We start from the raw sequence: 24,608 nt of genomic DNA on the forward strand, positions 1-24,608 counted from the left end.
ATTCAAACCTCAGGCCGAGGCTCAGTCGCGACGGCGACGGCCGCGATCGCCGCCTTCGCGCTTGGGACGGCCGCCGGTGTCTTCCGACAGCGGCTCCTCGTTGCGTTCGGCGCGTTCGGCGTTGATCTTGTCGGTGATGTCTTCGCCGGTGGTCTGGTCCACGACCTTCATCGACAGCTTGGTCTTGCCGCGGTCGTCGAAGCCCAGGAACTTGACCTTGACCTCCTGGCCTTCCGACAGGACGTCGGCCGGGTTGGCGACGCGTTCCAGAGCGATCTGGGACACGTGGACCAGGCCGTCCTTGGCGCCGAAGAAGTTCACGAAGGCGCCGAAGTCGACGACCTTGACCACCTTGCCGGAGTAGATGGCGCCCACTTCCGGTTCCGAGGCGATGGACTGGATCCAGGCCTTGGCGGCGTCGATCTTCTCCTGGTCATTGGCGGCGATCTTGATCGTGCCGTCGTCGCCGATGTCGACCTTGGCGCCGGTCTTCTCGACGATCTCGCGGATCACCTTGCCGCCCGAACCGATCACTTCACGGATCTTGTCGACCGCGATCTTGATCGTCTCGATCTTGGGCGCATGTTCGCCCAGCGAGGCGCGCGGGGCGTCCATGGCCTTGGACATCTCGTCGAGGATGTGCAGGCGGCCGGCAGAGGCCTGGGTCAGGGCCTGTTTCATGATCTCCTCGGTGATGCCGGGGACCTTGATGTCCATCTGCAGCGAGGTGATGCCTTCCGAGGTGCCGGCGACCTTGAAGTCCATGTCGCCCAGGTGGTCTTCGTCGCCCAGGATGTCCGACAGGATGGCGAACTCGCCCGACGGCTCCAGGATCAGGCCCATGGCGATGCCCGAGACCGGACGGACCAGCGGCACGCCGGCGTCCATCAGGGCCAGGGACGAACCGCAGACCGTGGCCATCGAGGACGAGCCGTTCGACTCGGTGATCTCGGAGACCAGGCGGATGGTGTAGGGGAAGTCTTCCTTCTTCGGCAGCATCGGACGGATGGCCCGCCAGGCCAGCTTGCCGTGACCGATTTCGCGACGGCCGGGCGAGCCCATGCGGCCGGCTTCACCCACCGAATAGGGGGGGAAGTTGTAGTGCAGCAGGAAGGACTCCTTGTAGGTGCCCTGCAGGCTGTCGATGTACTGTTCGTCCTCGCCGGTGCCCAGGGTGGCGACGACCAGGGCCTGGGTTTCGCCGCGGGTGAACAGGGCCGAACCGTGGGTGCGCGGCAAGACGCCGACTTCCGATACGATGGCGCGGACCTTGTCCAGGGCGCGGCCGTCGACGCGGTGGGCGTTCTCGATGATGTCGCGACGCAGGACCTCGGCTTCGCACTCCTTGAAGGCGGCCGAGAATTTGGAGCTGTCGACGCCCTCGGGCTTGTCGTCGGTCTTGACCAGGGCTTCGGCGGCCTTCTTCTTGGCGGCGTCGACGCCCGAGCGGCGCTCGTACTTGCCCGGATGGGCGTAGGCGGCCTTGATCTCCTCGCCGACCAATTTCTTGATCGCGGCGACGACGTCGGAATGGTCTTCGGCCTGGAAGTCGAACGGCTCCTTGGCGGCGTGTTCGGCCAGGTCGATGATGGCGTCGATCACCGGCTGCATGCCGGCGTGGGCGAACATCAGGGCCTTCAGCATGGTCTCTTCCGACAGCTCCTTGGCTTCGGATTCCACCATCATCAGGGCGTCCTGGGTGCCGGCGACCACCAGGTCCAGCTCGGAGCCTTCCATCTGGTCCACGGTCGGGTTCAGCACCAGCTCGCCGTCGATGAAGCCGACGCGGGCGGCGCCGATCGGACCCATGAAGGGCACGCCGGAAATGGTCAGGGCGGCGGAGGCGGCGACCATCGACAGGACGTCCGGATCATTCTCCAGGTCGTGCTGCAGCACGGTGACGACGACCTGGGTCTCGTTCTTGAAGCCCTTGACGAACAGGGGGCGGATCGGGCGGTCGATCAGGCGGGAGACCAGGGTCTCCTTCTCGGTCGGACGGCCTTCACGCTTGAAGTAGCCGCCCGGGATCTTGCCGGCGGCGAAGGTCTTTTCCTGATAGTTGACCGTCAGGGGGAAGAAATCCAGGCCCGGCTTGGGCGAACGGCCGTAGACGACGGTGGCCAGAACCACGGTCTCGCCATAGGTCGCCAGCACGGCGCCGTCGGCTTGGCGGGCGATGCGGCCCGTCTCCAGAGTCAGCGGGCGTCCGGCCCACTCGATCGTCTTGCGTTTGATATCGAACATATTTCGTCTTTCGTATCCCGGACGGCGTATTCCGTGCGGGGTCCCATCATTGGGCGGATGCGTCGGCGTTCAGTCCTTCGATCCAAAGGTCGCCGCGCCATCGCGGAGACCCGGGTGAGGACCGGCTCGGCCCTCGCGTCTGCGCCGTTAAAGTCCTGCGGCGCGCAGGTCGGTTCTAATCGCACAACGAGGCGCGGACGTGACCGCCCGCGCCTCGTCATACAGTCTTACACAGAGCCGCGCCCTTAGCGACGCAGACCCAGCTTGGCGATGAGCGCCTGATAGCGCCCGGCGTCGACCTTGTTCAGGTGGTCGAGCAGACGGCGGCGTTGCGACACCATCTTCAGAAGGCCACGGCGAGAGTGGTTATCCTTCTTGTGGGTCTTGAAGTGTTCGGTGAGGTTGGCGATGCGTTCCGACAGGATCGCGACCTGAACCTCGGCCGAGCCGGTGTCGCCGGCGGTGCGGGCGTTGTCGGCGATGATTTCGTTCTTGCGTTCAGCAGTGATCGACATCGAAAGTCTCCCTGAGTGGCCTACCGCGCTACGCGCTACTTGAGGCCGGGCTGGAGTCTCCTGATCAGGCGATCAGGAAAGGTTGAAAACGCGGTCGGGTTCTAACCGGCCGGCCCGCAACTGACAGAGGGCGACGAGGGTCTGGCCCTGAAAGGCTGAAACCGTTCGCGAGCCGTCTGACAGACGGGTCTTGAGGGTTTCCACCTGACGGGGGAGCAGAACGATCGGTCGTCCCTGCCGAAGCGAGAAGGCGTCCTGTTCCGTCACGGCCAGATCCGGGATGTCGTCCAGAGCGGTCGCGACGGGAAGCAAGCCTTCCGAGGCGGCGCCCCTATGCACCATTTCCTCCAGAGAATCCAGAGTGACGGCGTTTTCCGTGCTGAAGGGCCCGACCCGCTCGCGCCGCAGGGCTGACACATGACCCTCCGCGCCCAGGGCCAGGGCCAGGTCGCGCGCCAGCGAACGGACATAGACGCCCTTGCCCGTCAGGATGCGGATCTCGACATGATCGGCGTCCGGCGCGGCCGTCGCCTCGGCCGAATGGATGACCACCCGCCGGGACGGCAGTTCGAAATCCACCCCGTCGCGGGCCAGATCATAGGCGCGGGCGCCGTCCACCTTGATGGCCGAGAAACGCGGCGGGGTCTGGTCGATCTCGCCGACGAAGGCCGGCAAGGCGGCCTTCACCTGGTCGAGGGGCGGGCGCACGTCGGAGCGGGCGATGATCTCGCCCTCCCGGTCCACGCTGTCGGTCGAGACGCCCCAATTGATCGTGAAGCGATAGACCTTCTTCGCCTCCATCATCATCGGCACGGTCTTGGTCGCCTCGCCCAGGGCAATGGGCAGGATGCCGCTGGCCAGGGGATCCAGCGTCCCGGCGTGACCGGCCTTCTGGGCGTTGAACAGGCGGCGGATGCGACTGACCGCCTCGGTCGATCCCATCTCGAACGGCTTGTCCAGGCAGACCCAGCCGTCGACGACGTCGCCCTTCTTCCGACGGCCCATCACTTGCCCTTCGGATAATAGATCATTGTCAGCCCCAGGTTAGAAAAACTCACCTGGATTTCGTCTTGATAGCCCGGAGTCCGCCACATCTCGATATCGACCTTTGCGGGAACCGGCCAATTTTGACATCCATCCTGAGCATTGGACGTGAGGACGACTTCTTCGAGAGGATACTGAAGTCCGGATCGGCCGGTCGCTGTGCGTGCTCCAGCGAGGCGCGCGGTTAAGATGCACTTCTTGAATTCAGCGCGAACGCGACCATCGCCGACGATCAGGCGCTGCCCACGAGAGTCTGTCCAAGCACCATCGCCGACGAAGGGATCCCAGGTTGGGGGAAGAAATTCTATGCGGGACGCACCGTTGTTCGGGTTGCCGAGCATCATCGCCGCCTCGGCCCCGACGATCACGGGTATAGCGAGAGGCAGTAGCAAAGGGTTTCCTTCCTTGATGCTTCCGCATCCTGACACCAAAGCCGCAAGCGCTAAGGTGGAGAACCGGGCGCACCACACGATCATTGGCCCTCGTCCTCGTCGCGGCGTTCCAGGTCGGCGCGGACGCGGGGGTCGTCGAACAGACGGTCAATGTGGCTGGCGGCGTCGAAGCTCTCGTCGTGGCGGAACTTCAGGTCGGGAGTAAACTTCATGTCCAGCCGGCGGCCCAGCTGGCCGCGCAGGAACTTGGCGTGGACGTTCAGCGCCTTGATGATCTCGCTCTCATGGCCGGCGACCGGGGCGGTCTCCACGCCCGCGCCCAGGGGCTCGACGAAACAGGTGGCGTGTTTCAGGTCCGGCGACAGGCGGACCTCGGTCACGGTGACCGAGACCCCGGACAGGGCCTCGTCGTGGATGTCCTCCTCGCGCAGGATGTCGACCAGGGCGTGGCGGATCAGTTCGCCGGCGCGCAGCTGGCGCTGGCTGGGACCGGCAAGGCCGGATGAATTTCGGGTGTGTTGCTTACGGGCCATCGGCCGCTCCTTCTTCATCGCCCGCCGGGGTTCGGACCCGGCCGGATAAGCGAAAGGCGGGCGGTCTAGGCGTGTGGGACCGCCGTGTCCAGTTCTGCGGCCCGGACGGACCGCATCACCTCGCTGGAAAAGATCGACCGCGCGGGGCGGATCGTCACGCCGCCGGCGTTCAGGACGCCGGCCGTCCAGTGGTTGCAAAGATGCAGGATGGAAAAGGTTTCGCGGCTGGCGAAGAAGCGGGCGTCGTCGCCGGGGCGGGCGGCGGCGACGCGGGGCGCGCCGCTCGACAGGTCCAGCGACGCCTCGATCCGATCCGCCATCCGGTCGAAGGCGACGGGCGTCAGATGAAGGGCGGCCCGCCGATCGGGGGCGTGTCGCGCGCGCGGGTCGTCCGCCTCCGGGTCCAACATGACGACGGACGGATTGCCGGGCCGGAAGAAGGCGCGCGCGCCGTCGGGCAGGCGGTCGGAGATCGGGCTCTGATCGACATAGAATCGGGCGTCGCCCCAGCCGACCAGAATCCAGTCACCCGGCGCCAGGGTCTCAACCGCCCGTCCCAGGGCGCCGCCTCGTCGTTCAAGCGCCGCGCGCGGCAAGGCCAGATCGGAATGAAAGCCGTTGTCCAGAAGATAGACCACGATCGGGACGTCGGTCGCCGGCGGCGCGGCCGGACCGAGGCGGGTCCAGGTCAGAAGGGCGGCGACAAGGCCGACTAAAACCACCAGGGGCAGGGCCCATCGCATCGCCGTCATCTCCGAAGGTTCGGCCGATCGCCAGACTAGGCGATCAAGCGGTGCGGTTGGAAGGCGGGTTCGCCCAATCAGGCGCCGGGGGCGTCGGCGAAGGGGGAGGCCGGCGCCGTCTGCCACTCTCCACGCCATTCATAGGTCAGGGTCACGCAATGGCGGTGGGTCCCGTCGGCCCAGCGACCGACTGCGTTCAAGGTCAGGGGGCGTGGCGCGCGGATGCGGCTTGCCGCCAGCCAGACCTGATCGGCCCCCGGACACAGGGCGCGGGCCAGACCGCGCCCGTCGCCGATCTGCTGCACTTCATAGAGGTCCGCGCCTCGGGCGTCCTCCGGCAGGATCCGCCGGGCTGCATCGGGGCCGCCGCGCGCCAGGTCGGCCGATCCACGGGCGGTGGTCGAGAACAGCCGCTCTATGGCGACGGCGCCGAACAGGCCGCGCCTCACCTGAAGGGTGATCCCCTTGGTCAGGGCCTGGGTGATCCGATCTGTGGCGTTGTAGGAGAAATAGCGGGTGTCGGCCTGGGCCGGGGCGGCGGCCGACACGGTCAACAGGGCGACGGACAGGGCGGCGAGGGGCGTGCGCATGCCTCTTTCCTTCCTCTCCATTGCGGCGACTTTAGGCCTCGCCCCGATCAGTGTTCACCCAGGCAGCGCAGGGCGACCTCCAGATTGCGCAGGCCGTCCTCGCCGGTCACCGCCGGGGTCTCGCCGGTATGGATGGCGCGGGCGAAGGCCTCCAGCTCCTTCTTCAGCGGTTCGGCGGTCCAGCTGTTCAGCATTTTCGTCGAATAGGAGCCGTCAGGCTGCTGGCCGAAATATTCGGTCACCTGGCGGGTGATCAGGTCGGCGACGATGAACTTGGTCTTGGTGGCGACCTGCAGGGTGCGGGTCTTGTAGGGGGTGACCCAGTTGGTGGTGATGTGGGCGATGACGCCGTTGTCCAGCCGGAACTGCAGCAGGGCCGTGTCCTCGCGCTCGGCGCGGGTGCGGGCCAGCTGAGGCTGGACCTCGACGATCTCGGACCCGGTCAGGTGGCGGATGATGTCGATGTCGTGAACCGCCAGGTCGATGACCACCCCGACCTCGCCCATGCGGGGCGGGAAGGGGCCGACGCGGGTGATCTGGATGGAGATGATCTCGTCGTCGGCGACGGCTCGCTTGACCGTCTCGACGGCCGGATTGAACCGCTCGACCTGGCCGACCATCAGGACGCGGTCATTGGCCTTGGCGGCGTCGATCATCCGCTGGGCGTCGGCCACGGTGGCGGCGATGGGCTTTTCGACCAGGACGTGGACGCCCTTTTCCAACAGGGCCACCCCGACTTCGGCGTGGAAGCGGTTGGGCGTGGCGACGACGGCGGCGTCCAGGCCGGCGTCGACGAAGGCCTGGGCCGTCGTGACCGGGGTCGCCTCATAGGCGGCCGCAACGCCCTCGGCGACGACCGCATCGGGATCGAAGACCGTGGTCAGGTCGAACTCGCGCATCTCGGCCGCGACGCGGGCATGGTTGCGGCCCATGACGCCGACGCCGGCGACGCCGAACTTGAGGACGGGGGTGTTCGGCATGGTTCAGCCCTTGTAGCCGGCGACGGCGGCGATGATCCGGTCCTGGGTCGCCTCATCCAGGTCCGAGTGCATGGGCAGGCTGAGGACTGCATCCTTCAGCCGCTCGGTGACCGGCAGGCCGCCGGCGCCCTGGGGGAACCGCTGGTAGGCCGGCTGCAGGTGCATGGGCACCGGATAGTAGACGGCGGTGGGCACGCCCTGTTCCTTCAGATGGGCGGCCAGGCCGTCGCGGTCCGCATGCTCGATCGTGTACTGGGCCCAGACGGACACGCCGCCGTCGATGACATGGGGCACGGCCGAGACATGGGGGGCCAGACGTTCATTGTAGCGGGCGGCGATCCGGTTGCGCCATTCGATCTCCTGACCGAACACCTTCAGCTTCTCGATCAGGACGGCGGCCTGGATGGTGTCCAGCCGGCTGTTCATGCCGATGCGCATGGCCAGATATTTAGGGTCATGGGCGAAGGCGGCCGCCCCGGCCTCCAGGTCCTTGGCCACGACCTTCCCGTGGACGCGCAGGGAGTCCATCTCCTGGGCCAGGTCGTCGTCGTTGGTCAGCACGGCTCCGCCGTCGCCGTAACAACCCAGCGGCTTGGCCGGGAAGAAGCTGGTCGTGGTGACGTCGGCCCAGTTCAGGGGATGGGCGCCGTTCAGGGTGCAGCCGAAGCCTTGGGCCGAGTCCGAAATCAGCTTCAGACCGTGGCGGTCGCAGATGGCCCGGATGGCGGGATAGTCGGCCGGCTGGCCGAACAGATCGACGGCGATGACCACCTTGGGCGTCAGGCGCCCCTCCGCCTCGACCGCCTCGATGGCGGCCTCGAGCTTGGCCGGGTCCATATTGTAGGTGCGGGCGTCGACGTCGACGAAGACCGGCGAGGCGCCCAGCCAGGGCACGACCTCGGCCGTGGCGGTGAAGGTGAAGCTGGGGCAGAAGACAGCGTCGCCGGTGCGGATGCCCCAGGCGATCAGCGGCAGGATCAGGGCGTCGGTGCCGTTGGCGCAGCCGAGCGCATGCTTGGCCTGGCCGAAGGCGGCCAGGTCGGCCTCGAACTGACGGACCTGGGGCCCCATGACCCAGGCGCCGCCGACGACGGCCTCCTGGACGGCGGCCTCGATCTTGCCGGAGAGGCGCAGGCGCTGGGCCTGGAGGTCAATGAAGGGGATCATGCGGGCGCTCTCCACGGTGATTCGGGGGCGGCGGACCGACGGATCGGCCGCGAGGATGGCCGCCCTCCTAGCAAGATCAGTCCCAGGGACCAAACGGGGCTGCGTCACTTCGCGTTGCCCTTTGCAACGTTAGAGCCTGATCCGTTGAGGAGGAACCGCCTCGCGGCTCCGCCTGAAACGATCATGCTCTAGGGCGGTGTTCGACCGCTCTTGGCGCCGGCTTGTCCTCATCCTAAGCCAGGTTCCTTTTCTAACCGTCCCTTCGCGCCGCGCCTTGCGGCGTCGATACGGCTACGTTCGAGACAAGACGCATGACTGGTGTTCCCGCGGTTTTTCTGGATCGCGACGGGGTTCTGATCGAGGATTCGGGCTATCCGCATCTGCCTGAGCATCTGAGACTGATTCCCGGCGCCTCGGCGGCGGTGCGCCGGCTGAATCGGCTGGGCTATCTGGCGGTGATCGTCACCAACCAGTCGGGCGTCGCGCGCGGTCTGTTCAGCGAAGATCAGATGCATGCGTTCAACGGTCTGCTGACCAGACGGCTGGCCCAGGACGGGGCGGTGATCCACGCCGTCTACGCCTGTCCCTTCCATGCCGACGCCCAGGACGAACGCTATCGCCATCCGGATCACCCTGACCGAAAGCCCAACCCCGGCATGCTGCTGAGGGCGATCGCGGACCATCAGATCGATCCGGCGCGGTCCTTCATGATCGGCGACCAGCAGACCGACATGGCGGCGGCCCGAGCCGCCGGGGTCTCGGGTTTTCTGTTCGAGGGCGGCGACCTGGACGTCTTTGTGAAGGAGTTGCTCGGCGGCTGACGCCATCGCAATTCGTCGCGCGGTGAATTACTGTGGCGGCTTCTCGGTTCAAGGAGACCGCCCGTGACTATGGCCGCCGCCTATGTCGAACGTCGCTGGAAATCGCCGGACGGCCTGGATCTGTTCGCCCGCGACTATGCGCCCGGCCCCGGCCCGGCGCGGCCGCCGGTCATCGCCATCCACGGGCTGACGCGAAACAGCGCCGACTTCGAAGCGATAGCCCCGCTTCTGGCCCAGAGCGGGCGGCGGGTCCTGGCGGTCGATGTGCGCGGACGCGGACTGTCGGACCGCGCGCCCGATCCGATGACCTATCGACCGGACGTCTATGCGGCCGACGTGCTGGCGCTGATGGACCAGGCGGCCGTGGGCCGGGCGGTCTTCATGGGCACCTCCATGGGCGGGCTGATCACCATGGCCCTGACCGCCCTGCGGCCGAAGGCGGTGGTCGCCGCCATATTGAACGACATCGGCCCGGAAGTGGCGCCCGAGGGTCTGTCGCGCATCGCCGCCTACAGCGGACAGCCGGTCGAGATCGACAGCTGGGCGGACGCGGCGGCCTATGCGAAGCGGATCAACGCCGTCGCCTTCCCCCACTATTCGGATGCGGACTGGGACGCTTTCGCGCGACGCATCTTCCGCCAGGGGCCGGACGGCGAGATCGGCCTGGACTATGATCCCGACATCTCCGTGCCCATCCGGGCGGCGGGCGCCAAGGCCCTGGTTCCCAATCTGTGGCCCATGTTCCGGCGGCTGGCCCGCAACCGGCCGACCCTGCTGGTGCGCGGCGGCGTCTCGGACCTGCTCAGCGCCGACATCGCCGCGCGCATGCGTAAGGCGGCGCCGGACATGGCCTATGTCGAGGTTCCCCAGATCGGCCACGCCCCCATGCTGGACGAGCCGGAGGCCAAGGCGGCCATTTTCGAATTTCTGGCTGAGCTGGACTAGTACCTGAACAATGCGCCGGCGTAGAAGGCGCGGCCGTTGTCGAGCTCCTCGCGCAGGAGGCCGAAGCCGGGGCCGAACATTCTGCGGCGGCGTTCGTTGGTCAGGTTCTTGGCCTGGGCGACGAGCGTGAGGTTCCGGCTCAGGCGATACCGGGCCTGGGCGTCGAACCTGTCATTGGCTTCAACGATCCGGTCCTGCAGCGGGTCGCTGCTGGACACCGAATAGAGCATGTCGCCGACATGATTCCAGGCGCCCTGCACCGTGAAGGGGCCTGAGATGTAGAAGACCTTGAGGTTGCCGACCCGGTCGGCGCTTTCAAACAGCCCCGGCAGGCGACGTTGCGTGAAGTCGCTCATGGCGACACTGGGCGGCGTCCCGTCCAACAACGTCAGATTGGCGGACACCCCTAACCCTTGGAACGGGGTCGGCAGGAAGTCCATGCGCGAAACCACCAGGTTGAACTCGATCCCCTGGACCTTGAAGTCGCCAGCGTTGACGGGACGTACGCGAGTGACGGATTCCAGCGAGCCGTCGATGATTTCGTCTGCCGTGGACCGCAGGACGATGATCTCGTCCGAAACATCCTTCTCGAAAACGCCGACCGAGGCCATGGTGTCACGGCCCGCGTAATATTCCAGGCTCAGATCCGCGTTATTCGACCGGCGCGGTTTGAGAAAGGGATTGCCGCCCTGAATGGTGTAGTCGCCCTCGGTGTTGACCGTCCGCACTTCGCGCGCAGCGAGGTCGTCATAGTTGGCCCGCCCAATGGTCCGGCTCCAGGCGGCGCGGACTTTCAGGTTTTCGGTCAGATCGTAGTTGGCCTGGAATGACGGAAGCCAGTCGTCATAGTCTGTCTCCTGAACGCCATAAAGGTAGGCGCCGGCGGTCAGGGCGGCGGAACCGGACCGGAGTTTCGTGTGCTCGTAGCGCAGGCCGCCTGAGACGGTGAGGCGATCGGCGCCGAACCGCGCCATGGCGTAGCCCGCGTCAATATCCTCGTCGATGTCATAGTCGGCGGAGATGCTGCCGGCCGCATTCGTCGGGGTCGCCGCGAAACCCGCTCGGTTGGCTTCGAAGAACGCCCGGGCCAAGCCTGGATCAACGATCAGAATTCGTGTCCCCCGCGCATTGAAGGGCGAGTAGTCGGACAACCGGCCTACTGCGGACAGGCGATAGTCGCTGGAGCTCAGCGGCCGGTAGTTGTCAACGCCCCTATCGTAGCTGCGCTCAAGGCGACGCGCATAGGCGCCTATCTGCAGACCCAGGCCGCGGTCGCTTCGATCGACGTTGAACCCCCAGTCGAGATGCGCGGTTTTGGCCTGTTCGCGGGCGTCGTCCAGCGTCGTGCCGTATTCAAACTGCCGGTAGTTGGCGGGATCGAAGGCGAAGGCCGGGTTGGCCACGTCGAAATAAGGAAACGCGCCCCGCTCGATCTCATAGGTGAAGGCGAGGTTCGTCGTATTGGCGATGCGATAAGTCGCCAGATGCGCGTCCTGGCGGTAGGTGGCCACGGCGTCGTTCAAGCCGAAGTCGACGAACTGACGCGCGCCGGGCGCCCAGCGCACCCGGAAATCGACATATCGGATGCCGCGCGCCTGGTCATATTGGACCAGATCGACTTGGGCGTTGGCGGAAGTCACGCTTCCCCCCGTGGCGGAAATGCTGGCCGATACCGGATTGCCGTTCGCGATCAGGATGTTGCTCTGGCGGTCCTCATCGTTGGTATGGGTGAAGTCCGCCGCCGTGAGGCGCGCCTCCAGGCCGCCGTGACGGTATTCGAACTTGCCGAACACGCCCTCTCGCTTACGCACGTTGTCGTAGGCCAGCCAACGACGACGCTGAGGCGCGACGTCCGCCGTATCCAGACCCGGCGCCGTCACAGCCAGTCGCGCATGGGTGACCGGATCAAAGAAACTATAGTTGTCGACGGCCGAGTTCAGTGACGAAGAATCGCGGATATAGCGGCTCGCCGACACGACGAAGCCAAATCGGTTGTTGGGCCCGAAGGTGTTGGAGACCACGACCTCGCCTTGACCGGACGGTCCGCCGTCTCTGAAATGCCGTTCGTTGTCCCAAACGCCAATATCGAACCGTCCAGCGATGAACAGATCGCCGCGTCCGTCAAAGGCGCTGCGGGTCACGAGGTCGGCCGCGCCGCCGATGGCGTTTCCGTTCATGTTCGGGGTCACGGACTTGGAGACATCGACCCGCCGCGCCAGCGACGAGGGGATGACGTCGAGCGAAACGTTGCGGCGCCCGAGTTCGTTGGCCGGAAGGGCGACCCCATCGACCTGGACCAGATTGTAATCGGCGTTCAAGCCGCGAATGGACAAGAACTGCGCTTCGCCGCGGTCATTGTTCTGAACCGTCGAGACCCCTGGAACCCGTTCGAGCGCCTCGCCCAGGCCAAAGTCCGGCAAGCTGCCGATTTCGTCCGAACTGATCGAATCCGAGATGATCGCGGCCGTGCGCTTCGTCGAGATTTCGTTCTGCGCCTGTAGTCGAACCCCGGTGACGACGATCTCATCCAACTGGGCGGCGGGAGCGGTCGGGACCGTCTGGGCCACCGTCGGCGTTGCGAAGAGAACGGTGGACGCCAACCAGAGTTGACGAAGCGAAGAGTGGCGAACCGACATGTGGGCCTCCGTGATCGGGATGCGCTCCATTTACTCACTCATAGTGAGATATTTATGACATGATCCGTCGTTATAGGTTCCGGGTCACTTTCAGGAGCCTCCATGATCCTCTCCGCCCTCTTCACCCTCGCATCGGCGCTCTCCGCTTCGCCCGCCCTTCTGGCCTGTGGAGATGATCAGGTCCGGCGCTATGAACTCGCCGCCGAAGGACCGCGCGAGACCTGGCGCTGGGACGCCTCGGAGGCCGAAAACCTGCCGCAGGGGTTTCGCGCGGGGCTCTTGGAAAAGATCGATGAGTGCAAGCCCGTCGCCGATGGTCGTGTGCTGATCACAGCCTCAACGGGGGGCGTGGTACTGCTGGACGGTGCGTCTGGAGACGTGCTTTTTCGCGCTGAAGCGCCCATGGCGCATTCGGCCGCCGTCCTGCCCGGCGATCGCATCGCCGTGGCGCTCTCGATTCACGACAGGGGTGATCGACTGAACGTTTACGATCTCACGGACGGCGAAAAGCCGGTTCTCAGCCTGCCATTGCCGTCGGGTCATGGGGCGGTTTGGGACGCAGAGCGTCAACGTCTCTTCGCCCTATCGCACGACACCATCCAGGCCTTCGCCCTGGTGGATTGGGAGGGTGACGAGCCGCGACTTCAGGAGACGGCGCGGTGGACGCTGCCCGGCGCCCGCGACGGACATGATCTGTCCAGGGCAGCCGACGGATCGGATTATCTGGTCACGACCCACGACGGAGCCTGGCGCTTCGATCCCGAAGCCAACGCCTTCAAGGCTCTGGAGCCGCTGAATCCTGCGCTGCAGGTCAAATCCGTCGACGTCGACGCCGAGGGTCGTCTGGCCTGGGTCAAGGCTGAGGAACGTTGGTGGGCGTTCGGCTTCTCGGTCATGCAAGACGGCCGCGTCGTCCGTGTCCCGATCAACGACATGCATTTGTACAAGGTGCGGTGGATTCCTGCGCCGCCCCGACCATAAGGTAGGTGCTTGGCTGGCCGTTTCCGCTATGCATCCCTCTATGGTGGGAGTCGGTTACGGATCAATCGCGCCGCGTTTCCTGCGTGAGGACGGCGTACGCACGGCGACGGCCAACGAACGTCGGCTGCTGTCCCTGCTGCGCCGGCACGGGCCGATGACGCGCGCGCAACTGGCGCGCGCCACTGAGCTTACGGAACAGTCGATCGCTCGGTTGGTCGAATCTCTTTTGCAGCGCGACCTGCTGATCGAAGGCGCGCCCGTCGTGGCAGGTCGTGGGAAGCCGGGTCTTCCCGTGAGTCTCAATTCAAAGGCGCTTCACGCGGTCGGCGTCTCCGTCATGACCGACGCCGTCGCCGCAGCCGTCATGGATCTGAGCGGCTCGATCCTGGCCCGTCGCCAGATCCCGATCCGCGACGTGTCCCTGACGGCCGCCATCGCCGAGATGCAGAAGCTCGTCAGAGATCTGGAAACCCAGGCGGGCGTGTCCGCCTCTCAAAGGATCGGCGTCGGCGCCGCCGTGACGGGATATTTCATCGGCGACGGGGCCCGCCTCAACCCGCCGCCTGCGCTGGACGCCTGGGCCCTTCAACCTTTGGACGGGATTCTCTCCAAGGCCTTCGACGGCCCGGTGTGGATCGAGAACGACGGCACGGCGGCGGCCATCGGCGAGGCCATGTTCGGCGTCGGGCGCCGGTTGGACAATTTCGCCTATCTGTACTTCTCGGCAGGATTCGGCGGTGGCGTCGTCGTGCGAGGCGAACCCCTGCGCGGCGACAACGGCAATGCAGGCGAGTTCGCCTCTGTCATACCCGTTGACTGGTTCCAACCCAATCTGACCGCCCTGCTCCGGATGATGCAGGCTGGCGACGGCGACCGGTGGGCGTCGCTCGGCGACCTTCTGGCCGACTTCCCCGCCGATCATCCGATCATCGACCAGTGGCTGGACGCGGCGGAACAGCCGCTAAACCTGGTGCTTTCCGCCATATCGGGCGTGCTGGATCCCGGCGGGATCGTCCTGGGCGGGCGGCTGCCTCACGCCCTGGCTCTTCGCCTGATCGAACGGCTGCGCTTCACCAACCCGCAACGTCGCGGGCATTGCCGCCCTGTCCCGAAGGTCGAGGCGTCGCCGATCCTTGGCGACGCCTCGGCGGCGGGGGCCGCCGCACTCCCTTTGCGAGCCGCCTTTTTCTCGCTCGCGTCGCACGAATCCGCCGGTTCTTGACCTCTAACAGGCCCCCTTCATGAGCGGGCCGTTCGGCGCCGTCGTCTGATTGTCTTCGCCCCCTTCTAGTCCCTGGTCGGATCGACCTGACTGGCGTCCCCATAGGTCAGGGCTAGGAAGACGTCCTCCAGGTCGGGGTCCTCGGTGGTGATGTCGGCGATGGTGACGCCTGCGGCGCGGACCGCATTGATCACCTGCTCCACCGACGACTGCCCCTTCTTATAGGTCACGGCGAAGGCTCCGCCCGCCCGCGGCGCGACCTGGAAGCCGTTCAGGGCCGGGGGGGTCTTCTGCGGCGTCTCGGGCGTGACCACCACATTGCGGCTGTCCAGCCGGCGCAGCAGCTGGGGCGTGGGCTCACAGGCCACCACCCGGCCCCGATTGACGATGGCGATCGTGTCGCACAGCTCCTGGGCCTCCTCCAGATAGTGGGTGGTCAGGACGATGGTCACGCCCTCGGCGTTGATCTGGCGAACATAGGCCCAGAGCTGACGGCGCAGTTCGACGTCCACCCCCGCCGTCGGTTCGTCCAGGATCAGAATAGGCGGATTGTGGACCAGGGCCTTGGCCACCATCAGGCGACGCTTCATGCCGCCGGACAAGGCGCGAACATAGGCGTTGGCCTTGTCCGACAGGCCCAGGGCCGCCAGGAGTTCGTCGGAACGGCGTTCGTTCTTGGGCACGCCGTAGAAGCCCGCCTGGACCTCCAGCGACTCGCGCGGGGTGAAGAAGACGTCGGCGACGATCTCCTGAGGCACCACGCCCAAGGCGGCGGCGGCGTCACGCGGCTCCTTGTCGATGTCGCGGCCCCAGATGGTCACAGTCCCCTCGGATTTCTTGACCACCCCCGCCAGGATGTTGATCAGGGTCGATTTGCCGGCGCCGTTCGGGCCCAGGAGTCCGAAGACGGACCCGCGTTTCACCGCCAGGTCCACGCCGTGCAGGGCGGTCTTGGGGGCGGCCTTCTTGGAGCCGGCGTAGGTCTTTTTGAGCCCCCGAACCTCAATGGCGTTGTCGGGCAGGGTGGTGGCGTCGGTCATTCGGTCGGGCTTTGATCGGACAGGAAGGGGCGCGGCGGTTTGACGCCGCCGAATGGGCCGCATAGGTATGCGTCCGACGCCTCCTCGCCAAGATACGAGCCGAATAATGCCGCCCCGCCACCCCGATGCGATCATTCCGCCACCCGAAGAGATCGTGGTCTCGACAAAGCGTGTCGCCTGCGACGGCGGCGGCGGCGCCCTGGGCCATCCGCTGGTCTATATGGACATGGGCGAGGATGATTTCGTCGAATGCGGCTATTGCGACCGTCGCTTCGTCCTGTCGGCCCAGCCGCATGACGAAAGCGAATATCTGAGCCCCGCCGCCCGCGCGGCCGAGGCGCACTGAGGCTGCGGTTTGGCCGCTCAGCCGCTGTAAGAGACGCTCGACCCCGCCTTTGAACTGAAAAGAGACAGAGTTGCGCTATCTGCACACCATGGTCCGCGTTCGCGACCTCGACGCCTCTCTGCATTTCTACTGCGATCTGCTGGGGCTTCAGGAGGTGCGTCGCACCGAGAATGAAGCGGGACGTTTCACCCTGGTCTTTCTGGCGGCGCCCAAGAATCTGGAGCAGTCGGCGGCGGAACGGTCGCCTGAGCTGGAACTGACCTATAATTGGGACCCGGAAACCTATCAGGGCGGCCGCAATTTCGGACATCTGGCCTATAAGGTCGATGACATCTATGCCGCCTGTCAGCGGCTGATGGACGGGGGCGTGGTGATCAACCGACCGCCGCGCGACGGCAATATGGCCTTCGTCCGCTCACCGGACGGTATTTCGATCGAACTGCTTCAGGACGGTCCGCCCCTGACGCCGGCCGAGCCCTGGGCGTCCATGCCCAATACGGGGAGCTGGTGATGGGCGGATTTCGCGCGACGTCGGCGCGCCTCGTCGCCGCCCTTTCGATGACAGCCCTTCTGGCCTCGGCCTGCGCCTCAACCACGGAATCCAACATCGGCCGCACGGCGACCGAAAACCTGCTGCTGGCCCGGGCCGCAGACAAGGCGGTGGAGGGCCTGTCCCTGCCGCTTCCGACCGGCGCGACCGTGTTTGTCGATGAGACCTATTTCCAGACCGAAAACTCCCGGTACGCCATCAGCGCAATCCGCGGGGCCCTGTCGGACGCCGGTTATCGGCTGACCCGCACCCGGGAGGACGCCGACGCCGTGTTCGAAATCCGCACCGGCGCCCTGGCGCTGGAGCAGATGCGCCGCGTCTTCGGCATTCCCGAAATGCGGATTCCGATCAACGAGAATTTCAACGTCGTCTCGCTGCCGGAGCTGTCGGTTTACAGCAATCGGGACCGGGCGGGCGTGGCCGAATTCTCCGGCTTTCTCTATGAGGCCAAGACCGGAGCGCCCCTGGGCGCGGTTCTGCCGATGATCGGACAGTACCGGATTCGCAGCCACAAGCTGTTCATGATCGTGACCTGGGGCCAGCAGCAGGCGCAGCCGGGTCAGCGCGATCCGGGATCGAGCTGGACGGAATTCTGACGGCTGACGCGGCGGCTCGGGCCGCCTATGTTCCGGCCATGACCGACGCTTCCGCTTCCGACGCCGCCCCCTCCCAGGACCGCCCGCTCACCCAGGACGGCCCCGCCCTGCGGCTGTGGATGATTGACGCCTCGGCCTATATCTTCCGCGCCTATCACGCCCTTCCGCCCCTGACGCGAAAGTCGGACGGCCTGCCCGTGGGGGCGGTCCAGGGCTACTGCAACATGTTGTGGAAGCTGCTGAAGGACATGAAGGGCGCCGACGGACCCACCCATCTGGTCGCCATCTTCGACCATTCGGAAAAGACCTTCCGCAACGACCTGTACGACCAGTACAAGGCCCACCGCCCGCCGGCGCCCGAAGATCTGGTGCCGCAGTTTCCTCTGGTGCGCGAGGCGACGGCGGCCTTCGGCGTCCATTGCGTCGAGCTGCCCGGCTATGAGGCCGACGATCTGATCGCCACCTATGCCTGCAAGGCCCGCGACGCCGGAGGCGAGGCGGTGATCGTCAGCTCCGACAAGGATCTGATGCAGCTGATCGGCGGCGGCGTCGTCATGTGGGATCCGATGAAGGATCGGCGTCTGGCCGAGCCCGAAGTGTTCGAAAAGTTCGGCGTCGGGCCGGAAAAGATGGTCGATCTTCAGGCCCTGATCGGCGACAGCGTCGACAATGTGCCGGGCGCGCCCGGCATCGGCCCGAAGACGGCGGCGCAGTTGCTGGACGAATACGGCGACCTGGACACCCTACTGGCGCGGGCTGGGGAGATCAAACAGCCCAAACGCCGCGAGACCCTGATCAATTTCGCCGACCAGATCCGCCTGTCGCGCGAACTGGTCCGCCTGACCTGCGATGCGCCGGCGCCGGAGCCGATCGAGGATTTCGCCGTGCGCGATCCCGATCCTGAGACCCTGTCGGCCTTTCTGGACAAGATGGAGTTCCGGTCGCTGCAGCGTCGGGTCGGAGACGGCAAGGCGGGGCCCAGCGAAACCTCCGCCTTCGCGCCCAAACGCACGCCCAATCTGAACGCCCCGGTGGCGGCGCCCCGCTATGGCCAGACGGCGGACGGGCCGGTCGAGGCGCAGTCCTTCGATCTCGACGCTTATGAATGCGTCCAGACCGAAGAGGCTTTGGACCGCTGGATCGCGCGGGCGACTGAGGCGGGTGTGGTCGGCTTCGACACCGAGACCGACGCCCTGTCAGCGACCCATGCGGGCCTGTGCGGCGTATCCCTGGCGGTCGGGCCGAACCAGGCCTGCTACGTCCCCCTGACCCATGAGCATGAGCCCCAGGCGGGCGAGGGCGGGCTGTTCGGGGAAGCGGGCGAGCCGCGCGAGCCTATTCAGCAACTGGACAAGGCGACGGCCCTGACGAAGCTGAAGTCGCTGCTGGAAGACCCGTCGGTCCTGAAGGTGCTGCAGAACGCCAAATATGATCTGGCGGTCATGGCGCGGCGCGGAATCCGGGTCGCGCCTTATGACGACACCCTGCTGCTCTCCTATGTGCTGGAAGGCGGATTGCACGGTCACGGGATGGACGAGCTGGCGCGGCTCCACCTCGGCCACGAGCCGATACCCTTCAAGAGCGTGGCGGGGACCGGCAAGAGCCAGAAATCCTTCAAGCACGTCGCTCTGAAGTCGGCCACCACCTACGCCGCCGAGGATGCGGACGTCACCCTGCGTCTGTGGCGCATTCTAAAGCCCCGGCTGGCGCGCGAGGGCCTGTCCACCGTCTATGAGACCCTTGAACGGCCCATGCCCGCCGTCCTGGCCGAGATGGAGACCGCCGGCGTCCGCATCGATCCCGACCGCCTCAAGCGTTTGTCGAGCGAATTCGGCTTGCGCATGGCCGAGTTGGAGACCCAGGCCCATGAGATTGCGGGCCGTCCCTTCAACATCGGCTCTCCCCGCCAGATCGGCGACATCCTGTTCGGCGAGCTGAATCTTCCGGGCGGGAAGAAGACCGCCTCCGGCCAGTGGGGCACCGACGCCAGCGTTCTGGAGGACCTGGCCCAGACCCACGCCCTGCCGCGTGTCCTTCTGGACTGGCGACAGCTGTCCAAGCTGAAAGGCACCTATACCGACGCCCTGATCGCCGCCGCCGACCCCCGGACCGACCGCGTCCACACCTCCTATCAGCTGGCCGCCGCCTCGACCGGCCGTCTGGCCTCCAGCGATCCCAACCTCCAGAACATCCCCATACGCACCGAGACAGGCCGCGAAATCCGTCAGGCCTTCATCGCCGCCCCCGGCCATCTTCTGATCAGCGCAGACTACAGCCAGATCGAACTGCGCCTTCTGGCCCATATCGGCGACATCCCCGAGCTGAAACGCGCCTTCAAGGCCGGGCTGGACATCCACGCCGCCACCGCCAGCGAAATGTTCGGCGTCCCCGTCGAGGGCATGCCGTCCGAGACCCGCCGCCGCGCCAAGGCCATCAATTTCGGCATCGTCTACGGCATCTCGGCCTTTGGTCTGGCCGCCCAGCTGGGCATCGATCAGGGCGAGGCCGGCGCCTATATCAAGACCTATTTCGACCGCTTCCCCGGCATTCGGACCTATATGGACAGGACCAAGGCCGAGGTCCGCCAGGCCGGCTTCGTCTCCACCGTCTTCGGGCGTCGGATCCACATCCCCGCCATACACTCGAAATCGGGCGCCGAACGCCAGTTCGGCGAGCGCGCCGCCATCAACGCCCCCATCCAGGGCGCGGCCGCCGACATCATCCGCCGCGCCATGATCCGCATGCCCGCAGCCCTGGCCCAGGCGGGGCTGAAGACCCGCATGCTGCTGCAGGTCCATGACGAACTGGTGTTCGAGGCTCCAGAAGCGGAGGCTGAGCGCGCCATTCCCGTCATCAAGCGGGTCATGGAAACCGCTTCGGACCCCGCCGTCGCCCTGACCGTGCCCCTGGTCGTCGACGCCCGCGCCGCCCCCAACTGGGACGAGGCGCACTGAGACGCCGGCGCGGCGGCGTTCAGGCCGCCAGGACGATGATGTCGTCGGGGCTTTCGCCGCGCCCCAGAAGGCCGGTTTCAAAGTCCATGAAAATGTCCAGCAGCTCGGCCACCCCCGCCGGATGGGCGCCGGCGCCGAAGCGGAAACGCCAATAGCTGACGATGTGCTGGACCGCGCCCAGCTGGTCGCCCAGGCGGGCGAACATCGACGGGGCGTCCAGCAGGAAGTCGCGGAAGGCGATGGGTTTGCCCTCGCGCGTCAGCCGGGCGTAGGCGTCGTCATAGACGCTGAGGGTGCGGCTGACCTCGTCGCAGGTGCGAATGATGCGGCCCCGCAGGACGGCGCGGCTGCGGTCCAGATATTCGCGGGCCTGTCGATCGACCTTACCGACCGGCTTGATGGTGCGCACCGCCTCGGCGACGGCCGCCACCTCGCCCAGCAGGGTCGACAGGGTCCATTTGTAGTAGAGGAAGCCTTTCCAGCAGAAGACCCCTTCCTGATACTGTTCCGGGGCCAGACGCAGGGTCTCGCGCAGGGCCTCCAGCTGGTCGCCAGGGGTGTTGGACAGGATCTTGGCCGTCATCCGCGCCGCTGAATCGGCGGCTTCGCTGTTGCCTGCGCCCAGGCTGAGGCTGACCAGGGGTTCGATCTCGCCCCGGACGAAGGTGGTCATCCGCTGAAGATCGCTCTCGCTGATCGAGAAATAGCAGGGCGCCGGCTCCAGGCCGCACCGGCGCAGCTGTTCGCGAAGCAAAAAGGGGTCGAGCGACGGCAGGCGGTCGATCTGGCGCAGGGTGACGATGTCCGCGTGGGTCGCGGGGACGCCGAACGATTCCATCATCATCCGTTCGAAGCCGATCTGATTGACGAAGACATAGCGGCCGCCGGTCTTCAGATCCTCGTCGTCGATCGGAATGATCACCTTGGTCGCCACATGGCGACGGCCGGTGAACAGGTCCGTCTCGTTGCGTCGGAGCCGGTGTTTGATGATCAGGGATCGGTTCAGCACCGGGGTGCGGAAGATCGGGCGTGCGGCCCAGTCGGGATTGCGCAGGGCGCCGTCTGCCCGGCTGTCGCCGTTCTCTTCCCACACCTTCAGCAGGTTCAGCACGCGGGCGGTGGAGGCCGAGCCCCTCAGGTGATCGAGATTTCGGACGGCGCGATCGGTCATGAGCGGGACCTTGCACCACAAATCGTCACCAATGGCTTAGCTGGCGGCCAATTCGACCGATGCTGGCGCCGGAAGCGCGACACGCCTAAAAGGATGTCCATGCAGATGCTGGACATTCTGATCCTCCTCGCCATCGCCGCCGTGACGGTGACGCTGGGCCTGGGGCTGTATTCCCTGTTTCGCGGCGGCGCCTATGCGCGCAGCCATTCCAACCGGCTGATGCGCTGGCGGGTCGGGTTGCAGGCCCTGGCGGTCCTGCTTCTGGTGATCGGCATGCTGTGGAAGGCGACGGCGTCTTGACCGGAGGTCGTCCATGGTGACGCTGAACAAGATCTACACCAAGACTGGGGACGAGGGCCTGACGCGGCTGGCCTCGGGTGCGCCGGTGTCCAAGACCGATCTGCGGGTCCAGGCCTATGGGGCGGTGGATGAACTGAACGCCGTCCTGGGGGTGGCCCGGCTCAGCAGCGGCCAGAACGACCGGATCGACGCCATGCTGGGGCGGATCCAGAACGAATTGTTCGACTTGGGGGCCGATCTGGCCACGCCGCTGGACCCGCCCCCGGCCTGGGAGGCGCTGCGAATTCTGGACAGCCAGGTCGAGCGGCTGGAACAGGAGATCGACTGGATGAACGAGAGCCTGAAACCGCTGGACAGTTTCATCCTGCCCGGCGGTTCGCCCTTGTCGGCCCATCTGCATGTGGCGCGCACCGTGTGCCGTCGCGCCGAGCGGGACGCCGTGCGTCTGGTCGAGGCGGGGCAGGCGGTCAACGGCGCGGCCCTACGCTATCTGAACCGGCTGTCGGACCATCTGTTCGTCGCCGGGCGCCGCGCCAACGCTAACGGCGCCAATGACGTCAAGTGGAAGCCGGGCGCCACGCGCTGAGGCGTCGCTTATGGACGCCGGGGTTCCGGACGGCTAACGGCAGGCGGATGAAGACCGACCTGCCCCCCGAGGACGACAATCCGCATCTGGAGCGGCCGCTGCGGTCGTTCGGCCGCATCAAGGCTCGCCCGATCAAGCCGCGTCAGGCCGCCCTGATGGAGACGCTGCTCCCACGGATCGCCGTGCCGGACCCGAAGGCGGGACCGGTGAACCCGCAGACTCTGATGCCCAACGCCGCCGAGGTCTGGCTGGAGATCGGATTCGGCGGGGGCGAACATATGGCGGCCCAGGCGGCGCGGCGGCCGGACGTTCTGGTGATCGGCTGCGAACCCTTTCTGAACGGGGTCGCCTCGGCCCTGCGCCACGTCGAGGAAGGCGGGCTGGAGAACGTCCGCATCCACGCCGACGACGCGCGCGACCTGGTCGAGGTCCTTCCCGACGCCTCGGTCGATCGGGTGCTGATCCTGTTTCCCGATCCCTGGCACAAGGCCCGGCACAACAAACGCCGCCTTTTGCAGGACGAGACGGCCGAGGCCTTCGCCCGCATTCTGAAGCCCGGCGGGACGCTGCGGTTCGTTACCGACTGGCGGGACTATGCGGAATGGACGCTGGAGCGATTGGAGAGGGCGCCGGGGCTGAAGCGGATCGGAGCGGCCGAGGCCGACTGGCATGTCGCCCCGTCGGACCATGTGATCACCCGCTATGAGGAAAAGCGACTTGGCGACACCGCGCCGATCTTCCTGGAATATCAGAAGGCGGCCTGAGGGAACTTGTGCGGGGGTGATTGTCGCATAAGGGTATCTACCTAGCCCCCTCATAGCCCCCCGTTTAACCTCGTTCTTTAGGCATGGTCCGATGCTTAGGGAAACAACCATGAAGGCTTTGACGATCGGCGGGCGGATTAATCTGCTGGCGCTTGTGACGGTGGTGGGCCTTTTGGTGGTGACGGCCTTGGCCCTTTTCCGGCTGGATGCGGTCATGCGTGACGACATCGCCGACCGCACTAAAAAGTCCGTCGAGATCGCCCACAGCGTGGTCGCCTATTACCAGGGCGAGGAGGCGGCCGGACGGATGAGCCGGGATCAGGCCCAGACGGCGGCCAAGGCGGCGGTCGGGGCCATGCGGTACGGCCAGGACGACTATTTCTGGATCAACGACATGCATCCCACCATGGTGATGCACCCGATGAAGCCGGCGCTGAACGGCAAGGATCTGAGCGAGAACAAGGACGCTGACGGCGTGCTGATGTTCAAGGAATTCGTCGCCGTGGTGCAGAAGGACGGCGAGGGCTTCGTCCACTACCAGTGGGCCAAGCCGAACCAGGACGGGGCCTCGCCGAAGATCTCCTATGTGAAGGGCTTTGCGCCCTGGGGCTGGGTGATCGGTTCAGGCGTCTATACCGACCAGATCGCGGCGGCCGTGGGCAAGTCGGCCCTGGCCCTGGGCTCCATGGCCCTGCTGGTGTTGCTGGCGGTCGGGGCGGCGGGCTGGTTCATCGGCCGGTCGGTGTCGGGGCCCGTGGTGGCGCTCGAGCGGCGGATGCGCGGCCTGGCGGAGGGAGATACGGCCTCCGAGATTCCGGGCGTCGCGCGCGGCGACGAGATCGGCAAGATGGCCTTGGCGCTCGCGACCTTCCGCGACGCCGCCATTGAGAAGGCGCGTCTGGCGGCGGAGGCGCTTTCGCAACGCTCGATGAGCGAGCAGGAGCGGGCCGCCCGCGAGGCCGAGAAGGCAGCGGAGGCCGAGGCCGACCGGGTGACGATCGAGGCCCTGGGCCGGGGTCTGGCGGCCATGGCGGACGGCGACCTGACCTATCGGATCGACACCGAGTTCGCGCCCAAGGCCGCCCAACTGAAGTCCGACTTCAACGCCGCCATCGCCCAGCTGCAACAGGCGGTCTCGGTGGTGGTGGCCAATATCGCCGGCATCCGCTCCGGCGCCGGAGAGATTTCTCAGGCCGCCGACGACCTGTCGCGGCGCACCGAACAGCAGGCTGCGGGGCTGGAGGAGACGGCGGCGGCTCTGGACGAGATCACCGCCACGGTGAACAAGACGGCGTCGGGCGCGCGCCAGGCCTCGGACGTGGTCCAGGCCGCCAAGGGCGACGCCGAGACCTCGGGCGTCATCGTCCGCGACGCCGTCCAGGCCATGCAGGCGATTGAGGGCTCCTCCGAACAGATCAGCCAGATCATCGGCGTCATCGACGAAATCGCCTTCCAGACCAACCTCCTGGCCCTGAACGCCGGGGTCGA

At 66.3% G+C, this 24,608-nt stretch carries 24 protein-coding genes and 1 pseudogene; 13 read left to right on the forward strand and 12 right to left on the reverse strand.

All coding sequences use genetic code 11. The features are described 5' to 3' along the window. Positions 1 to 21 precede the first annotated feature (21 nt). The 9 genes from pnp to AC1RKE_RS05255 form a co-directional block, all read right to left on the reverse strand. Positions 22 to 2,244 (reverse strand): polyribonucleotide nucleotidyltransferase, encoded by a 2,223-nt coding sequence (gene pnp / locus AC1RKE_RS05215; RefSeq protein ID WP_395941941.1) that lies wholly within the window; start codon positions 2,242 to 2,244, stop codon positions 22 to 24. 245 nt (positions 2,245 to 2,489) lie between these two features. Next, on the reverse strand, positions 2,490 to 2,759 hold the full coding sequence (rpsO, locus tag AC1RKE_RS05220; protein ID WP_054764461.1) for a 30S ribosomal protein S15: 270 nt from the start codon (positions 2,757 to 2,759) through the stop codon (positions 2,490 to 2,492). A gap of 72 nt (positions 2,760 to 2,831) precedes the next feature. After that, on the reverse strand, positions 2,832 to 3,764 hold the full coding sequence (truB, locus tag AC1RKE_RS05225; RefSeq protein ID WP_348683134.1) for a tRNA pseudouridine(55) synthase TruB: 933 nt from the start codon (positions 3,762 to 3,764) through the stop codon (positions 2,832 to 2,834). Continuing rightward, positions 3,764 to 4,279: a hypothetical protein gene (locus AC1RKE_RS05230; RefSeq protein WP_492896533.1), complete on the reverse strand. Its 516-nt coding sequence runs from the start codon at positions 4,277 to 4,279 to the stop codon at positions 3,764 to 3,766. The genes truB and AC1RKE_RS05230 overlap by 1 nt, the downstream gene beginning before the upstream one ends. Continuing rightward, on the reverse strand, positions 4,276 to 4,728 hold the full coding sequence (rbfA, locus tag AC1RKE_RS05235; protein ID WP_152949303.1) for a 30S ribosome-binding factor RbfA: 453 nt from the start codon (positions 4,726 to 4,728) through the stop codon (positions 4,276 to 4,278). The genes AC1RKE_RS05230 and rbfA overlap by 4 nt, the downstream gene beginning before the upstream one ends. Before the next feature lie 65 nt (positions 4,729 to 4,793). After that, positions 4,794 to 5,471, reverse strand: a complete 678-nt coding sequence (locus tag AC1RKE_RS05240; RefSeq protein ID WP_348683132.1) for a DUF2459 domain-containing protein — start codon at positions 5,469 to 5,471, stop codon at positions 4,794 to 4,796. A 77-nt stretch (positions 5,472 to 5,548) separates the two neighbouring features. Further along, the gene (locus tag AC1RKE_RS05245) at positions 5,549 to 6,061 is read right to left on the reverse strand and encodes a hypothetical protein (protein ID WP_348683130.1); all 513 of its coding nucleotides are present in this window, start codon (positions 6,059 to 6,061) and stop codon (positions 5,549 to 5,551) included. Positions 6,062 to 6,108: 47 nt separating this feature from the next. Further along, positions 6,109 to 7,041: a Gfo/Idh/MocA family protein gene (locus AC1RKE_RS05250; protein ID WP_348683128.1), complete on the reverse strand. Its 933-nt coding sequence runs from the start codon at positions 7,039 to 7,041 to the stop codon at positions 6,109 to 6,111. Positions 7,042 to 7,044: 3 nt separating this feature from the next. After that, the gene (locus tag AC1RKE_RS05255) at positions 7,045 to 8,208 is read right to left on the reverse strand and encodes a DegT/DnrJ/EryC1/StrS family aminotransferase (RefSeq protein ID WP_182714636.1); all 1,164 of its coding nucleotides are present in this window, start codon (positions 8,206 to 8,208) and stop codon (positions 7,045 to 7,047) included. 311 nt (positions 8,209 to 8,519) lie between these two features. Here AC1RKE_RS05255 and AC1RKE_RS05260 point away from each other — a divergent pair, with 311 nt between their 5' ends. Together AC1RKE_RS05260 and AC1RKE_RS05265 are read left to right on the forward strand one after the other, a co-directional pair. After that, complete coding sequence (locus AC1RKE_RS05260; RefSeq protein WP_054764467.1) at positions 8,520 to 9,029, forward strand: D-glycero-alpha-D-manno-heptose-1,7-bisphosphate 7-phosphatase; 510 nt, start codon at positions 8,520 to 8,522, stop codon at positions 9,027 to 9,029. A 69-nt stretch (positions 9,030 to 9,098) separates the two neighbouring features. Further along, positions 9,099 to 9,974, forward strand: a complete 876-nt coding sequence (locus AC1RKE_RS05265; protein WP_054764468.1) for an alpha/beta fold hydrolase — start codon at positions 9,099 to 9,101, stop codon at positions 9,972 to 9,974. On the opposite strand, the gene AC1RKE_RS05270 is transcribed toward AC1RKE_RS05265, so the two are convergent. After that, complete coding sequence (locus tag AC1RKE_RS05270; RefSeq protein ID WP_333897134.1) at positions 9,971 to 12,610, reverse strand: TonB-dependent receptor; 2,640 nt, start codon at positions 12,608 to 12,610, stop codon at positions 9,971 to 9,973. The genes AC1RKE_RS05265 and AC1RKE_RS05270 overlap by 4 nt on opposite strands. Positions 12,611 to 12,712: 102 nt before the next feature. On the opposite strand from AC1RKE_RS05270, the gene AC1RKE_RS05275 reads away from it, so the two are divergent. From AC1RKE_RS05275 to AC1RKE_RS05285, 3 genes and pseudogenes are all read left to right on the forward strand, one after another. Next, on the forward strand, positions 12,713 to 13,591 hold the full coding sequence (locus tag AC1RKE_RS05275) for a DUF6528 family protein (protein WP_054764470.1): 879 nt from the start codon (positions 12,713 to 12,715) through the stop codon (positions 13,589 to 13,591). A gap of 40 nt (positions 13,592 to 13,631) precedes the next feature. Further along, positions 13,632 to 13,838 (forward strand): annotated as a pseudogene (locus AC1RKE_RS05280) (MarR family transcriptional regulator); the annotation flags it as partial. A 90-nt stretch (positions 13,839 to 13,928) separates the two neighbouring features. Beyond that, complete coding sequence (locus AC1RKE_RS05285; protein WP_333897133.1) at positions 13,929 to 14,813, forward strand: ROK family protein; 885 nt, start codon at positions 13,929 to 13,931, stop codon at positions 14,811 to 14,813. 65 nt (positions 14,814 to 14,878) lie between these two features. Here the strand turns inward: AC1RKE_RS05285 and AC1RKE_RS05290 are convergent, their stop codons facing one another. Then, positions 14,879 to 15,853: an ABC transporter ATP-binding protein gene (locus AC1RKE_RS05290; protein WP_054764472.1), complete on the reverse strand. Its 975-nt coding sequence runs from the start codon at positions 15,851 to 15,853 to the stop codon at positions 14,879 to 14,881. 106 nt (positions 15,854 to 15,959) lie between these two features. Between AC1RKE_RS05290 and AC1RKE_RS05295 the strand changes: the two genes are divergently transcribed. The 4 genes from AC1RKE_RS05295 to polA all read left to right on the forward strand — a co-directional run bounded on the left by AC1RKE_RS05295 (position 15,960) and on the right by polA (position 20,299). Beyond that, positions 15,960 to 16,199, forward strand: a complete 240-nt coding sequence (locus AC1RKE_RS05295; protein ID WP_054764473.1) for a zinc-finger domain-containing protein — start codon at positions 15,960 to 15,962, stop codon at positions 16,197 to 16,199. A gap of 70 nt (positions 16,200 to 16,269) precedes the next feature. Continuing rightward, positions 16,270 to 16,710, forward strand: a complete 441-nt coding sequence (locus AC1RKE_RS05300) for a VOC family protein (protein WP_054764474.1) — start codon at positions 16,270 to 16,272, stop codon at positions 16,708 to 16,710. Continuing rightward, positions 16,710 to 17,345 (forward strand): DUF6655 family protein, encoded by a 636-nt coding sequence (locus AC1RKE_RS05305; protein WP_054764475.1) that lies wholly within the window; start codon positions 16,710 to 16,712, stop codon positions 17,343 to 17,345. The genes AC1RKE_RS05300 and AC1RKE_RS05305 overlap by 1 nt, the downstream gene beginning before the upstream one ends. A 38-nt stretch (positions 17,346 to 17,383) precedes the next feature. Continuing rightward, on the forward strand, positions 17,384 to 20,299 hold the full coding sequence (polA, locus tag AC1RKE_RS05310; protein WP_333897132.1) for a DNA polymerase I: 2,916 nt from the start codon (positions 17,384 to 17,386) through the stop codon (positions 20,297 to 20,299). Positions 20,300 to 20,318: 19 nt separating this feature from the next. Here the strand turns inward: polA and AC1RKE_RS05315 are convergent, their stop codons facing one another. Then, positions 20,319 to 21,470 (reverse strand): hypothetical protein, encoded by a 1,152-nt coding sequence (locus AC1RKE_RS05315; RefSeq protein WP_152949311.1) that lies wholly within the window; start codon positions 21,468 to 21,470, stop codon positions 20,319 to 20,321. Positions 21,471 to 21,569: 99 nt separating this feature from the next. Between AC1RKE_RS05315 and AC1RKE_RS05320 the strand changes: the two genes are divergently transcribed. From AC1RKE_RS05320 to AC1RKE_RS05335, 4 genes are all read left to right on the forward strand, one after another. Then, positions 21,570 to 21,770: a twin transmembrane helix small protein gene (locus AC1RKE_RS05320; RefSeq protein ID WP_054764478.1), complete on the forward strand. Its 201-nt coding sequence runs from the start codon at positions 21,570 to 21,572 to the stop codon at positions 21,768 to 21,770. A gap of 13 nt (positions 21,771 to 21,783) precedes the next feature. Beyond that, complete coding sequence (locus tag AC1RKE_RS05325) at positions 21,784 to 22,356, forward strand: cob(I)yrinic acid a,c-diamide adenosyltransferase (RefSeq protein ID WP_054764479.1); 573 nt, start codon at positions 21,784 to 21,786, stop codon at positions 22,354 to 22,356. 47 nt (positions 22,357 to 22,403) lie between these two features. After that, positions 22,404 to 23,120 carry a tRNA (guanosine(46)-N7)-methyltransferase TrmB gene (gene trmB / locus AC1RKE_RS05330; protein WP_395942214.1) on the forward strand — a complete coding sequence of 239 codons (717 nt, stop codon included), beginning with the start codon at positions 22,404 to 22,406 and terminating at the stop codon, positions 23,118 to 23,120. 109 nt (positions 23,121 to 23,229) lie between these two features. Next, positions 23,230 to 24,608: cache domain-containing protein (locus AC1RKE_RS05335; RefSeq protein ID WP_492896541.1), on the forward strand; the 1,379-nt coding region annotated here is incomplete at its 3' end.

It is taken from the genome of Brevundimonas sp. GW822-FHT03E11 (assembly GCF_058801445.1).

Excerpts from the sequence above, each read along its gene's own strand:
- pnp (WP_395941941.1), bottom strand. The coding sequence starts at position 2,244 with ATGTTCGATATCAAACGCAAGACGATCGAGTGGGCCGGACGCCCGCTG.
- rpsO (WP_054764461.1), bottom strand. The coding sequence starts at position 2,759 with ATGTCGATCACTGCTGAACGCAAGAACGAAATCATCGCCGACAACGCC.
- truB (WP_348683134.1), bottom strand. The coding sequence starts at position 3,764 with ATGGGCCGTCGGAAGAAGGGCGACGTCGTCGACGGCTGGGTCTGCCTG.
- AC1RKE_RS05230 (WP_492896533.1), bottom strand. The coding sequence starts at position 4,279 with ATGATCGTGTGGTGCGCCCGGTTCTCCACCTTAGCGCTTGCGGCTTTG.
- rbfA (WP_152949303.1), bottom strand. The coding sequence starts at position 4,728 with ATGGCCCGTAAGCAACACACCCGAAATTCATCCGGCCTTGCCGGTCCC.
- AC1RKE_RS05240 (WP_348683132.1), bottom strand. The coding sequence starts at position 5,471 with ATGCGATGGGCCCTGCCCCTGGTGGTTTTAGTCGGCCTTGTCGCCGCC.
- AC1RKE_RS05245 (WP_348683130.1), bottom strand. The coding sequence starts at position 6,061 with ATGCGCACGCCCCTCGCCGCCCTGTCCGTCGCCCTGTTGACCGTGTCG.
- AC1RKE_RS05250 (WP_348683128.1), bottom strand. The coding sequence starts at position 7,041 with ATGCCGAACACCCCCGTCCTCAAGTTCGGCGTCGCCGGCGTCGGCGTC.
- AC1RKE_RS05255 (WP_182714636.1), bottom strand. The coding sequence starts at position 8,208 with ATGATCCCCTTCATTGACCTCCAGGCCCAGCGCCTGCGCCTCTCCGGC.
- AC1RKE_RS05260 (WP_054764467.1), top strand. The coding sequence starts at position 8,520 with ATGACTGGTGTTCCCGCGGTTTTTCTGGATCGCGACGGGGTTCTGATC.
- AC1RKE_RS05265 (WP_054764468.1), top strand. The coding sequence starts at position 9,099 with ATGGCCGCCGCCTATGTCGAACGTCGCTGGAAATCGCCGGACGGCCTG.
- AC1RKE_RS05270 (WP_333897134.1), bottom strand. The coding sequence starts at position 12,610 with ATGTCGGTTCGCCACTCTTCGCTTCGTCAACTCTGGTTGGCGTCCACC.
- AC1RKE_RS05275 (WP_054764470.1), top strand. The coding sequence starts at position 12,713 with ATGATCCTCTCCGCCCTCTTCACCCTCGCATCGGCGCTCTCCGCTTCG.
- AC1RKE_RS05285 (WP_333897133.1), top strand. The coding sequence starts at position 13,929 with ATGACCGACGCCGTCGCCGCAGCCGTCATGGATCTGAGCGGCTCGATC.
- AC1RKE_RS05290 (WP_054764472.1), bottom strand. The coding sequence starts at position 15,853 with ATGACCGACGCCACCACCCTGCCCGACAACGCCATTGAGGTTCGGGGG.
- AC1RKE_RS05295 (WP_054764473.1), top strand. The coding sequence starts at position 15,960 with ATGCCGCCCCGCCACCCCGATGCGATCATTCCGCCACCCGAAGAGATC.
- AC1RKE_RS05305 (WP_054764475.1), top strand. The coding sequence starts at position 16,710 with ATGGGCGGATTTCGCGCGACGTCGGCGCGCCTCGTCGCCGCCCTTTCG.
- polA (WP_333897132.1), top strand. The coding sequence starts at position 17,384 with ATGACCGACGCTTCCGCTTCCGACGCCGCCCCCTCCCAGGACCGCCCG.
- AC1RKE_RS05315 (WP_152949311.1), bottom strand. The coding sequence starts at position 21,470 with ATGACCGATCGCGCCGTCCGAAATCTCGATCACCTGAGGGGCTCGGCC.
- AC1RKE_RS05320 (WP_054764478.1), top strand. The coding sequence starts at position 21,570 with ATGCAGATGCTGGACATTCTGATCCTCCTCGCCATCGCCGCCGTGACG.
- AC1RKE_RS05325 (WP_054764479.1), top strand. The coding sequence starts at position 21,784 with ATGGTGACGCTGAACAAGATCTACACCAAGACTGGGGACGAGGGCCTG.
- trmB (WP_395942214.1), top strand. The coding sequence starts at position 22,404 with ATGAAGACCGACCTGCCCCCCGAGGACGACAATCCGCATCTGGAGCGG.